The 13,163-nt window shown below is 32.2% G+C and carries 10 protein-coding genes and 1 pseudogene; 1 reads left to right on the top strand and 10 read right to left on the bottom strand.

All coding sequences use genetic code 11. The features are described 5' to 3' along the window. Nucleotides 1-44: 44 nt before the first annotated feature. From CC92_RS0119315 to CC92_RS0119300, 3 genes and pseudogenes are all read right to left on the bottom strand, one after another. The gene (locus CC92_RS0119315) at nt 45-548 is read right to left on the bottom strand and encodes a peptidoglycan-binding protein (RefSeq protein WP_155998597.1); all 504 of its coding nucleotides are present in this window, start codon (nt 546-548) and stop codon (nt 45-47) included. A 125-nt stretch (nt 549-673) separates the two neighbouring features. Continuing rightward, nucleotides 674-1,018: pseudogene (locus CC92_RS21235) on the bottom strand (IS110 family transposase); the annotation flags it as partial. Nucleotides 1,019-1,731: 713 nt separating this feature from the next. Beyond that, nucleotides 1,732-2,607, bottom strand: coding sequence for an arginase (locus CC92_RS0119300; protein WP_029501875.1), 876 nt, complete (start codon nt 2,605-2,607; stop codon nt 1,732-1,734). Between the two features lie 1,410 nt (nt 2,608-4,017). On the opposite strand from CC92_RS0119300, the gene CC92_RS23685 reads away from it, so the two are divergent. Beyond that, a complete protein-coding gene (locus CC92_RS23685) occupies nt 4,018-4,152 on the top strand; it encodes a transposase (RefSeq protein ID WP_081842010.1) in 135 nt (44 codons plus the stop codon). Nucleotides 4,153-4,506: 354 nt separating this feature from the next. Here CC92_RS23685 and CC92_RS0119295 read toward each other — a convergent pair whose 3' ends face one another. The 7 genes from CC92_RS0119295 to CC92_RS0119265 form a co-directional block, all read right to left on the bottom strand. Then, a complete protein-coding gene (locus CC92_RS0119295) occupies nt 4,507-5,535 on the bottom strand; it encodes a 3-deoxy-7-phosphoheptulonate synthase (protein ID WP_029501876.1) in 1,029 nt (342 codons plus the stop codon). A gap of 389 nt (nt 5,536-5,924) precedes the next feature. After that, on the bottom strand, nt 5,925-7,466 hold the full coding sequence (locus CC92_RS0119290) for a hypothetical protein (RefSeq protein WP_029501877.1): 1,542 nt from the start codon (nt 7,464-7,466) through the stop codon (nt 5,925-5,927). 158 nt (nt 7,467-7,624) lie between these two features. Further along, nucleotides 7,625-9,496: a non-ribosomal peptide synthetase gene (locus tag CC92_RS0119285; RefSeq protein WP_051650611.1), complete on the bottom strand. Its 1,872-nt coding sequence runs from the start codon at nt 9,494-9,496 to the stop codon at nt 7,625-7,627. 72 nt (nt 9,497-9,568) lie between these two features. After that, on the bottom strand, nt 9,569-10,615 hold the full coding sequence (locus CC92_RS0119280; RefSeq protein ID WP_029501879.1) for a BtrH N-terminal domain-containing protein: 1,047 nt from the start codon (nt 10,613-10,615) through the stop codon (nt 9,569-9,571). Nucleotides 10,616-10,717: 102 nt separating this feature from the next. Next, entirely contained in the window at nt 10,718-11,425 is a 708-nt protein-coding gene (locus tag CC92_RS21930) for a 4'-phosphopantetheinyl transferase family protein (protein WP_051650612.1), read from the bottom strand. Nucleotides 11,426-11,450: 25 nt separating this feature from the next. Further along, on the bottom strand, nt 11,451-12,518 hold the full coding sequence (gene aroB / locus CC92_RS0119270; RefSeq protein WP_029505417.1) for a 3-dehydroquinate synthase: 1,068 nt from the start codon (nt 12,516-12,518) through the stop codon (nt 11,451-11,453). Next, nucleotides 12,478-13,158 (bottom strand): HAD family hydrolase, encoded by a 681-nt coding sequence (locus tag CC92_RS0119265; RefSeq protein WP_051650613.1) that lies wholly within the window; start codon nt 13,156-13,158, stop codon nt 12,478-12,480. The genes aroB and CC92_RS0119265 overlap by 41 nt, the downstream gene beginning before the upstream one ends. Nucleotides 13,159-13,163 lie beyond the last annotated feature (5 nt).

Raw genomic sequence — 13,163 nt, 5'->3', positions numbered from 1 at the left:
CATTCTGTGGTTAAATGTTGCTACCTTTATAAGCTATATTTCAATTACTTTATATTTAATGCTTTTTTTACTTCTTTCCCAATGATACCATCTACTGTAAGATTATTATCTTCTTGAAACTTCTTAACGGCTGCTTTTGTCTTTTTCCCATTAATACCATCTGCATCCCCACAATCATATCCAAGTTTATTCAATGCTAATTGAACCTCTTTTACTATATTCTTTTCTATTGTAGTTGATGTTTTACTTGAGTTGTTTTTGCTTGAAGATGGTTGGTTGGATGTTTTATTACTTTTCTTATTACTGTTCTGTGATGTCTTATTAGAACTTTGGTTCTTACTGCTACTTTTATAAGGACATACCCCATTGTCATGTAAATGTGCTGAATAGCCTCCGCAATGAAAATGATAACTACCTAATCCACTCTTATTCTTATTATCCTTATGTCCACCTCTAGAATCGGTTCTACCAGAATGAGCTTCAGCAACAATAATATTTGCATCATTAACAACACTAGAAAAAGGAACTAAATTTAGTACTATAAACATAATAAAAGCTAGACAAAAACATTTTAATTTTCTCATTTTGTAATCCTCCCAATTTTCACATTCGTACCTTTATTATTCTATATTTTACCATATACTAGTAGATAAACCAATAGCTAGCGCTTATAGAGAAAATCCAAAACAGCAGAAAAGGGTTCTGCAATGTGAAGTATTTCCTGCTCGATTTCCTTCTTGTGGGCTTCAATTTCATCAATGTGTGCGAGACATTGACGAAGTTTGATAGCCTGCTCAGGGGAAATGGCACCATCAATAGCAGCCTGGATTTCTTCGATGGGAGTTTTACATCGTCCGTCAATGAAAGGAGAAACATCAAAGCTTTCACCGGGATGGTCAAGCAGGTAGCAGGTAATTGATTTGGAAGATTTGCCGAAGACATCACTAAAAACATCATCAAGCTTCAGGTTAGAGACAGTCAGACAGTTCTGGACACGATTTTTCTCACCGGTCAACATGTTATAAGGTCCTACTACCGGTATATCTTTTGAATACTCTAAAGCAGACGGATAATTTTCAATTGCAGACCCTACATTTTTCATTTTCTTCCCTTAATCATTTTAAAGAATAAGAGAGAGTCTGAAAAATTGATTAATCAGCTTATTAGTATCAGTAAAGATCCAAAGATTAAATTGTACAACAACCATTTTTTCGTTATTATCTACTACTTCTGATAATTTTTAGATTTCTTAAACCGTCATATTTAGAACGGAGCTCTATCCGCAGCCCCATATTCTTGAGCAATAGTTTTTATCTTGCGGTAATAGATCAATTACCTTTGTTCTAAAAATTCAGTTAATCTCCGCAAATCTTCCGTGTTATGTTGATATGCATATCTAGCTGTAACAGCCAGTAATTCTTCCCACTTACTAACAGTCTTTACCAATAGAATATTTAAATTGCAAAACTTCCATAGCAAAGCTTTAATTACATAATCTGGTAATTTGATTAGTATTACGGTAATTTTTGTTTAGAGTAAATTCATCCCTTAAAAATCGCTTTTCCAATCTGTCCCAAAACGCAATACCGTTTCCTGGCTTCAATAACTGATTTGTATTCCCGTACACATATAATATCACATCCTTATGGTTAAGTTCATATATTATGCGATACTCATTAAATGCCATATCTTGTCCAATCCATGCTACAACCATCAGAAATCATAGTAATTTTATACTAACAATGTATTTCTTTCACATATACTATCAATCATGTATAAAATATACTTAGCAGTTTTATCCTCTATATCATAATAATGGTTGAATTCTACAATATCCCAAGCTATTACTTTCATTCTTGCTTTAACAAAAGATATCGTATAATTCATTTCACTGATTTCCAACCCGTCCTCAACAGGCACTGAAACACCTGGGATAATTTTAGGATTCATTACATCGATATCAATGCTAACATGTATTTTTTTATTATCTAAATATTTCTCTATTTTTACCAGTAAGTTATGGATCCCTATTTTTTTTATATCACTACGGGTGTAATACTTAATCTTCAACTCATCCAATAAAGCTTTTTCAGGTGGGTCGATGGCTCTCAATCCTAGCATTACTATATTCTTGGGTTTAATTTTATTTATATCATTCAATATTTTTGTTAATGATGCACTACCTAATCCTAGTAGGGATGCAACAGACATACCATGTATATTTCCTGTAATTGTAGTATCATCTGTATTGATATCGGGATGAGCATCAATCCAAAGCAAACCAAGATCATCATAATTATTACTAGATGCAGAAACTGAACCAATAGATGCGCTGTGATCTCCACCAATAAATAATGGAATTTCCCCCGCTTTAATTATTTTATCTGCCTTTTCTGCTATTACTTTACATGTAGCTAATACGCTATTTAACATTTTCAACTTTTGATTGTTGGTTTCCTTTCTTTTGCAGCATCTTAACAAATCGATAGAAATATGTGTAACGTCTCCAACTCTTTTATTTATTAATTCTTTTTGCAAATATTCAATACTGTTATCTAGACCTTTTGCATTAATACCGTAGTTCATTGGGCAACCATATATATACATTACAAATCACTCTTTCTCTAAAGTAGCGCTAGCTTTTAACTATTTTAAACTTTGTTTGATTATTCCATAACTGGAGGTGGTGATCATATATTAACACTTTTTACGAACTTAGCTTCTATCCTTTTGATAAGTCAGCCCCCATAAATGACACATTCCAATCAAGGGATCATCTTGAGGTTCAGAACCAACTGTCTTTCTTAAAGAACACCCGCGGTATCGGACTGGTAACGCCTCCCAATATGAGTAAACCCTTTGCTCTGCGTTGCATTTCCGATAGTCTAAACAAAACCTTTTTAATGTTCTATACCTGCCTCTTAACATTTATCGAATCAGAGTTTTACCGGCAGTTGTGTACTCAACTGGGACATGACACCAGCAACAGAAAATATCTTATGTTTATCTCCATATAGGAACGGCTTCGTTATCTTCTCAGATAAAAGCATAAGACAATCTTTATGGATGAATGCCAGTATCTTGAGACGGATATTTTAAGGGACTTCATAACTCTATAAATCAGCATTATGACTCGCTCGATAGCTTTGCCCTCGTTATGGTAGGAATTCCACATATGAATGCAGTCCTTGAAAAACCTGTCCACGGAACCCTGAAGTAGCAGATCGTGGTTCACTATAATTACAATGGTCTGTCAGTGGACTAGACCGCTAAATACATATATTCTAGGATCGATGCAGCTGGTGGGGTAATATCAATCATTGATGATACAGCTTTCTGCCCTGTAGCCGGATAATGACAGGAAACCCCTTGTTTTACGGTTTATCAACTAGGTCATATCAAATGCATTTATGCTCGGAGCACAGTAAAAAAACAGTGCATCAATTCAGAAACCATATTGGCTGACAGCAACAGCATCAAACTCGGATAAGCGGAGCTTATGAGTGAAACAAAAAGGAAGCTCTTCAGACAATGAAGCCAAATAACCATATAAACAATTCGCTCTAGCATTAGCAGGGTGTTTAAATATGTTGAACAGAAAACAATTCGTTGTTTACCGGATGATAACACGATTTCCGGAACAATTATGCTACTAAACAACTTTTTTGGCCAGAAAGCTGTGAGCTGTTTGACTGGAGCAGTGACGCCGCACAACTTTATAATAGGTTGCATTGACACCATTGATGTTCGGAGAGATCGCTTTTGCGACACTCCATAAGGAGCCTGAATTGCTAATCAGTAATAGCCCTTTTTGATGTCATAAATGTTAGCCTCCAAAATAGAGTGAAACGCTCGTAATCTCGCTAAGTAATGGAATCAAACGCTTGAAATAATGAAATCTTTTCATTGCAACTCCAAAGCCTGATTAACCTATGCAACCAATCCGCAAAATAACTTAACTTGATTGAAGAACAAATCATTTCTCTGATTCAGGATATTGAGCCCAAATAGCTTACCATACCAGGCATTGGTGCATTATCATCAGCAGTTATCTATGCAGAATATGGTGATTTATCCACATTTAATTCACCTGCTCAAATGCTGTACTTTGCCGGATTAGTACATGGGTATTATGAATCAGGAATTTCGTAACACGGAGGCCATATGGTTAAACGGGGGTCTTCTTATTTTGATTTACGCTTATAAATCTATGCATACCTTTGATTCAGTATACATGGTATTTGCTGAATACTACGCTAAGAAACGAGACGAAGGTAAATCTCACCGAGTTGCCTGCTCGCATGTCATCAAAAATCTTATCAAATTTATCTTTATCTTAGAGAAAAATAGTATTGACTTCGATTCTTCAAAACTCCGCTAATTGAGTGGTGGCAACAGTAATACAAACTTCTCAACTTTAAATTTATAATGATTTATTAAGCTTACCCTTTTTTCTTCTCAGTTTTTTAAAAGAAAAGCTTGATTTTTAATAGCTAGTCACCCCTATCATAACATATCAACTAAATCATAGATTAATCTTTCCGTCTTCGTCCATCCAAGGCATGAATCTGTTACTGACAGTCCATAAGTGGTCCCTTTGATATCTTGATTACCGTCCTTTATGTAACTTTCCAGCATAATACCCTTTACGAGTTTTTTAATAGATCTAGAAAGCATACGACTTCTCATAATATCTTTACTTATCCTTATTTGTTCACAATAATTTTTTTTAGAATTTGAATGGCTCACATCTACAATTAAAGCTCTATTTTTTAACTCCTCTAAATTATATCTGTTATATATATCTAATAGTTCTTCATAATGATAATTCGGCAAGTTTTGACCATCTTTGTTTATGTATCCTCTTAATATCGCATGCGTAAAAGGATTCCCGGAAGACTCCACCTCCCAGCCACTGTAGATAAATTTATGTTTCTGTTGCGATGCAATTATCGAATTAAGCATTACACCAATGTTTCCACTAGTCGGATTTTTCATTCCAACTGGTATATCAAGTCCACTTGCAACCATACGATGCTCCTGATTTTCAACCGAACGTGCTCCAATCGCTATATAAGAAACCAAATCTGAAATATATCTAATGACTTCAGGATACAACATTTCATCAGCAGCGGATAGCCCACTACAATCAATGACTTTTTTGTGTAACTTTCGAACGGCTATTAAGCCTTTTAGCATATCCTCTTCTTCGTTATTAATAGGCTGATGTAACATTCCTTTGTATCCGCTTCCTCGAGTACGCGGTTTACTGGTATATACTCTTGGAATTATTATTATATCATTCTTCAATTCATCTTGAAGTTTTGCTAATCGCAATATATAATCCAATATTGAATCTTCACTATCTGCAGAACATGGTCCAACTATAATCAAGAATTTATTAGAGTTTCCCGACAACACATTTTTAATATCATTTTCTCTTTGTATTTTTATATTTAAAATGTTATTATTCAAAGGATATTGTTCTATTAGTTCTTCTGGTTTAGGTAACTTTAGTAAAAAATCAAGTGACATTTCTTTTCCTCCAAAATAACATAATTCATTATTGATACGTAATCCCTTAATGCGTAATATGTACCGAATGGTGTAAATACCGATAAAAAAGGTTATTATAATTACCAATTACAGTGAATTCCCCAAAGTAAAGTTAGTTTTCAGTAATTGAAAAATACTTTATATGAGATTCTTGCCAAAACTATGATTTCCAAGGATATGTTAGCAACAAATAACCTATTTCTGGCTATGACTTCCGTCACTAATGACATTTGTGTAATTGAGAAAACAAGAAATTCTAATGGATCTACGAATAGTAAAACACCTCTCACGAACTATGTAGAGACATTCATCAATGAACAACCGTGATCGGTCGCCAACTCGGAACTATTCTAGTTATTTGTTTACTTTTATATTAACTCTAAAATTCCTTTAAAAATACTATAACACTTTTTCTCACTTTCACTAAGCGCTCTTAATAAATCCCAAATTTTATTCTCTTTGCTCTCTTGTCTTCTATATCGATTCTTTATCACTAATGATAACACTACGTTAGCCATATCATTAATCTCATTCATATACTTTTCAATTTCTATGTAATAATATTCAGGAAAAAGTCCCCATTCATTAAGATATTTAAATCTCTCTTTCATACACTTTTTGTGTTCTTCTAACAAAAATGCAATTCTTAAATCTGTTAAAAATTCATTTTTATTATCTTCATTATTTAATATCTCCGTATATATATTAATTCCGAATATCCCTTTTTCTTCTGTCACAAGATATTTATGATCTTCTGAACTATTTCTTCCACATAAATAATCACATATCCTATCATAAATGTGTGGAATATCAAGATCATAACTATCAGAATCCGGATCAAATTCAAACGTATTAGCTATTGAATTGTATTCCCCTGCATTTTCCCAAGCCAATTCCACTATTTCAATCGGAACAATATTTAATATTGGTTTTCCATCATAGGTAGAAATCATATAAACAGTATGATCATCCTCATTATAGCCATATATTAGACTCTCATGAATTTTTCCATAGCTCTGATAAGCTTGTAGATTTGGTATATAATATTCGTTTAACCATAATTCAATATATTTATAGTGGTCAATATTAGCTACCACATAGCTCCAAAAATCTGCATACGCTTCTTTTACAAATCTTTTCTTGTCATACGAAAACTTAATCAAAGGATTAATCGCATAATTTTTCCAATCTCTATTAATGAAATCCGCATATCTTAGACCATCATTTTTAATGTATTTTATTTGAATATAATTATTGAAAAGCCATTTATTATACTGATTATAGGATAAGCATACCATTAAACCAAGAGTAACGTTGCCACTTTGAGACAATCCATCAATTTGCTTCTTCTGTACCAATGACCAATCAGCTCCATCGTAGGAAGAATAAGCGCATATCTCATCATTACATATATTTATTTTATACCATTCTGGTGCATCCCAATTATCACAGCCACATTTATATATATTATAATTCCCTTCTATAAAAGAAAATAAATCACCACTGCAATATCTTCCAAAGACATAATCCATCACAGGATAACAATCAATGCGCTCACTATCATTATCTCTATCTACATAGAACAAAATGCAATCCCACCGATTTGTGTATTGTTCATAATCAATGTGAAAGATAACCTCATCCTTCTCTTTGGCTTTTCGATTCATACACTTTAGAGAATCAAAATCATATCCTTTTCTGTAAAAAAGGATTGTTTCATCCTCTATTTCTGTTTCTGAGTCTCTTAAATCGAAATTCCATTCGTTTTTATTAAATCCTTGAATAGTAATACTACCTACTTTATCCGCGTTAGTAAATTCATTATTTGTTATGGCATCTAAAAATAGATATTGAGGAAATGCTCTCATATAAGGTTTGCTGTTTATATGTAATATCTTCTTTTTACCCATAATAATCACCATTTTCTTATTTTATTTTTTCAGAGATACAAAAACAATTAACAATATTATGCTTAATAAGAATAGCTTTAGAGCTCATTGCGTAAACAGCTATTCGACACTTAGGTTATAACCAGCGAGATTCTATAACATGGATAGCAAACAAATTATTATATTTTAGATTCAATATATAAAATCAAACTTTGTAATGTATCAAATTTATCCATGTCCAAATTCTCATCGTCAAATTCTATATCAAATTCATCTTCAATACACACAACCAGTCTAATGAATATTAACGAATCAAGATTTAATACAGACAGATCATCATTAATCTGAAGGTTATCCATAATATTATTCATTAAACATTCCTTAAATATTGCTCTTACTTTATATTCCGTACTATCCTCATTTAAATCAATATTGATTTTATTTACATTGTCATTAGGCAATTCATCAGACTCAAGCTTCATCTCATCTAATGCTTTTCTATCAATTTTTCCATTGGAGGAGAGCGGAAAATCATTTACTTTTAGATATGTAGTAGGTACCATATAGTCTGGCAATTTATTCGATAAAAACTGCTTTATATCCAAAATAGATAATTCCCCATCCATCATCAAATAAGCACATAAATATTTGCTGCCGTCCGGTCTTTCCCTTACGCCAACTATAGTCCCCTTAACACCGCTATAATTTGCTAATACCGCCTCTATTTCTTCCAGTTCTATTCTATAACCCCTTATTTTTATCTGAAAGTCACTTCTTCCAACTAATTCTATATATCCATTTGATAACCATTTTGCCCTATCACCTGTTTTATATATTCTCATGTTAGGATATTGGTCTAGTGTGATGAATCTTTCTTGAGTTAAAAGCTCATTATTGAAATACCCTGGACTTACACCTACTCCTCCCACATATAAATCACCTACACCCTCTGGAGGAAGTAAATTATAATCCTCATCCAAAATATACAATTCTGTATTATAGATAGGTTTTCCGATTGGAATAGATATGCCGCTATCTAAATCTTCTTTTTTTATTCTATAAGAGGAAACAATATCCGTACATTCCGTTGGTCCATAGGTATTAACTAATTCACATTTAATAAATTGAAGCATATTACCAATTCTCTTGGCATTGATATGTTCTCCACCCAAAAAGGCATACCGCAATGATCTTAACCGATGATAATCTGAATTAATATTATAATCAATAAAAGGATAGAATGCACTTGGCGTACAATTAATAAGGGTTATACCATATTTATCAATAATATCCGACATATTGCTATAGTTATAAGGTGACGCATCGCTTAAAAATAATTGACCTCCCGTTAATAGCGTTGCATAAAGATTTTTTTGTGCAAGATCAAAACTTATAGATGCTATAAGTAAATTCTTATCCTCACAGGTGATATCAAATTCATTTATAAACCAAGTAATTAAGTTTGCAAATGCATAATGGTATATCATAACACCTTTCGGTTTTCCTGTAGATCCTGAGGTATAAATTACATACATATAATTATCCGGGGAGCCAACACCCTTCACATTTTCCCCATTACTATGATATATTTTTTCATCCTTTAAATTTACAATTTCACATTGAATCGTTTCATTAAATGCTATTTCTTTATTCACCAATAATATACGAACATTACTATCTGTAACCATGTAATTAATTCTATCTTTAGGGTAATTAGAATCGATTGGCATATATGCTGCACCAGATTTTAATATACCTAGGATGCCAATCATCATTTCAAATGATTGTTCTACCATGATAGCTACAATATCATTCGGCTTTACACCCTTGTCCAACAATAGGCGTGCAACTTGATTTGCCTTAGTGTTTAACTGCGCATAGGTAAGTACCTGTCCTTCATAATTAACCGCTACACTATCTGGAGTTTTTTCTACCTGCTCTTCAAATAGCTCCTGTAAAGTTTTATTATTCGGATATTGAGTATTAGTATTATTATTCTTCATATACCACTCCTGATAACTATCTACATTCATCATTTCACTCTTTTGCATAATCATAACTCCCCTTTTTAATAATATTTGATAAACGTAATGCCAGCGCAAACCTTACTCGAAGCCTTAGTACTACTCTTTGGACACTTTTTGATCTATAATGCTTTCATTATTAATAATATCTTCAAATAAAAGCTTGTTGTATTTTTCCATTTCTATGATATCATCCATTGCATTTATTAATTTATAAATACTCTCATTATTCAATTTTAACGATGCTTTAAAAACCATTAAGATCAGCTTTTGCCAAGCGACGTACAATTTGGAAGTTTCATTAGCCAAATCTCTAATTTGCTCCAACTCTAATATGGCATATGCTTCATTCAAAAATAATTTAAAAAAGTCTCTTCGGCGATTGAAAAAATATAAACCTTTATGTATCTTTTTTAATAATCTTTCTTTTTCTTTGTCGCTATAATCCAGTAAATCTTGAAAATATTCTTTCAATCTTATTGTTGCATAGATTCCGTTATATTCATTTTCAATTTCATTTTTTACATAATACCGTTCATACGAGAGTTTAATCTGATTTAATAATAGAGTTCGTTCATTCGTACACATAGGTTTTTTTGTAATCACTGCCCACTTATTTAAAATTGGACTACCACTAAAAATACCGTCATCAAATTCATTCAATGAATTTCTCGCATCTAAGAATTCCTCTAACGGAATTTTACCATAGAAGCACCATGGTTCTATCCAATCTAGAACACTCACCATATTTGTTTCCTCAATGTAATCGTCTACAATAATGCTGTGCGTACCATGATTTTTTTTATAGGTTGGAAAATAACTTAGATAAAAGGAATCTACTACCGCTATGATTGGTTGACCCTCTTTTATTACTTTTAGATTCTCTTGCCATACCTTTTCTCTCGGAACTTCTTTCGCATAATTATATGGTTGTATTATGTCACTACATGTGGACATAATCTTGCTTGTATTATTTAAAATAATCTCCTTATCATGAATTATAATTCTAAAAAACAAGCTCATATCTATATAAATATTTGGATTTTTCACCCCATAATAAGACAACATTTGTTTGACACAGTTATGAAAACAAAATGTATCATATTCCGTATTATATTCGTATTTTTCTAATTCTGTAATTTTCATAATTCTATTAAGCACCTTTTTCTAGTCGTAATTATTGACATTTTATATCTTGTATTTTATTGAAACTGATGGAAGAGCTTATTCGTTCTGCCAAAAACAGTGTTATGCAAGAAGAGAAAAAGCCATTGTTTCTAATTCATTTTCAGTCATTTTAAACACATCATCTTCCTGATATGGCTGCTCGTTGCAACTGGAGATTATATAATCGTCTATTTCAAAAGTACAAATTCTGTTTGATATCTCAGTATCAAATACATCAAAAGAATTTAATGGTATTGCAAGCCCTTTTCCGATATATTTTATGTATGCTTCCTTTTTAGTCCAAACTTCATAAAAATGTTTGTCTTTTTCTTGTTGATTCGTATATATATAATTTTTCTCTTTCTCTGTAAAAAAACGATCAACAATTCTAAACTCAGCATTCTCAACTTTTTCAATATCAATACCAACAGGACCATCTGATATTGCTACCGCTATAGCACTCCTGGTATGTGATATATTGTAGCTAAAATGACGGTTTCCTATAAGAAATGGTTTACCATATTTATCTTTACCAAATTCAATGCAAGAATTATTTATGCAAAGCTTTTGACAAAGAATAATTCTAACTAGTAAATCAGAATATAAACTAAGCTTTTTATCAATATCAAATCGAAAATGCTTAATTTGTTCTCTTTTTATGTCTGAAGTAAATGCAATAAGTTTATTAAAAGTTGCATCTTCAATATGTGAATTAATCGGTAGATAAAAAAGTCTGTGGTTGAGCATTCCTTTTTTATCTATTACAATATAATGAGATTTTTCATTCATCAATTGGAAGTCCTTCCACTAAAGTTTAATCAGCTAAAATTTCAGCAAGTGTACTATTAATATCAACTTCATAGCTAATCACTTCACCAATATCAACTGGTAAAATAAATTCAACCTTCTCAGATTTACTCTTCTTGTCAAATTGAATTCTTTTTACAACATTAAGCCAATCAATTCCCTCTATTTTTATTGGAAGACCCAAATCACTTAAAATAGTTTTAATATAAATCAATTTTTCTACATTAATAAGTTTAAAGTGGACGCTTAATTTAAATGCTGCTACCACGCCGATAGAGACGCATTCTCCATGTTTGAATTGATAACCATATAATCCTTCAATAGCATGTCCAACTGTATGTCCAAAATTTAATATTTTTCGTATGCCTTTATCCTTTTCGTCCTGCAAAACTACATCCACTTTAATTCTACAATTTCTATAGATGAATTCCTGAATATGATCTTTGGTATCATTACCGTTGCAAGCATTTTCACATATACATTCCAGCAAACTGGAATCCGCTATGATGGAATGAACCATAGCTTCCGCCAATCCACATTTATACTCTCTAACTGGTAAAGTTTTGAGAACATCTGTATTTATGTAAACTAAGAGTGGTTGATAAAAAGCACCAATCATATTTTTATATCCATGAAAATTGATGGCAACCTTTCCGCCCACACTGCTATCTATTTGTGCCAATAACGTGGTAGGAATTTGAATGAACGAGATTCCTCGTAAATATGTAGCAGCTGCATATCCAGCAATATCTCCTATCACACCTCCACCTAAGGCTATAATTAAATCAGTCCTTTCAACATGTCTAGATAATAAAAAGTCATAGATCTGATTTAATACCAAAAAGCATTTACTATCTTCTCCATTCGGTATTGCATAGGAGTATATTGCCGGACATATGTTATGTAGCTCTACCGATAATTGATCTAAATATAATTTTTCTACTATATCATCAGTAATAATTATTATCTTATCTCCCGACCAAACTGAGGCGATTTCACTAGATATATTGGAAAAACTATTCTGAATAACAATATCATATTTGTATTGCGGAAAATTCATATTTAATCTGTTCATTACTCTCCCTACCATCATATATCTGAGTCATTAAGTCGAAAACAGTGTTTGCTACATAAGTTGGTTTATAGTCAACCAATATATCACCAGGAATATCCCCCCATGTAACTGCGATTGATTTTATTCCTGTATTTTTAGCAGCTAGAATATCATTAATTCCATCACCGACCATTATGGTATTGTCTTTTAATGCGTTTAGTTTTTTCATAATATAAAGCAAACTTTCAGGGTGTGGTTTTGGATTTTGCACATCATCAGAACATACAATGCTCATGAAATATTTCTCCAAATTATAATATTGAAGTATTTCAATTGTTCTACTGCGATCTTTTCCAGTACATAAAGCACACTTACAACCTGATTCATTAAGTTTTCTTAGCAGTTCACTCATTCCAACATGAATCTTAATCAAATCGATATTGTCTCTACTAATCTGCTGATAAATTGGAACCATTGCTTGGGGAAGATTGAGTTGTTCAAAAATATTTTTTAAACTGTCCCCGCTAAGGCGAAAAAAATCATCGTATGGCGGGGTTCCATTGCCGCATACAACCTTATATGACTCTGTAAGAGCTTTTACTTGAACATCATGTGAGTTAATAATTACGCCATCAAAATCAAAAATAATATTTTTGAACAACTACT

Origin of the sequence: Lachnoclostridium phytofermentans, from assembly GCF_000733755.1 — a bacterium.
GTDB lineage: Bacteria > Bacillota > Clostridia > Lachnospirales > Lachnospiraceae > Lachnoclostridium > Lachnoclostridium phytofermentans_A.
This window is presented reverse-complemented; position numbering and strand designations above follow the sequence as displayed.

Bases quoted from the DNA above. Each gene is read 5' to 3' on its own strand.
- CC92_RS0119315 (WP_155998597.1), bottom strand. From the start codon at position 548: ATGTTTATAGTACTAAATTTAGTTCCTTTTTCTAGTGTTGTTAATGAT.
- CC92_RS0119300 (WP_029501875.1), bottom strand. From the start codon at position 2,607: ATGTATATATATGGTTGCCCAATGAACTACGGTATTAATGCAAAAGGT.
- CC92_RS0119295 (WP_029501876.1), bottom strand. From the start codon at position 5,535: ATGTCACTTGATTTTTTACTAAAGTTACCTAAACCAGAAGAACTAATA.
- CC92_RS0119290 (WP_029501877.1), bottom strand. From the start codon at position 7,466: ATGGGTAAAAAGAAGATATTACATATAAACAGCAAACCTTATATGAGA.
- CC92_RS0119285 (WP_051650611.1), bottom strand. From the start codon at position 9,496: ATGCAAAAGAGTGAAATGATGAATGTAGATAGTTATCAGGAGTGGTAT.
- CC92_RS0119280 (WP_029501879.1), bottom strand. From the start codon at position 10,615: ATGAAAATTACAGAATTAGAAAAATACGAATATAATACGGAATATGAT.
- CC92_RS21930 (WP_051650612.1), bottom strand. From the start codon at position 11,425: ATGAATGAAAAATCTCATTATATTGTAATAGATAAAAAAGGAATGCTC.
- aroB (WP_029505417.1), bottom strand. From the start codon at position 12,518: ATGAACAGATTAAATATGAATTTTCCGCAATACAAATATGATATTGTT.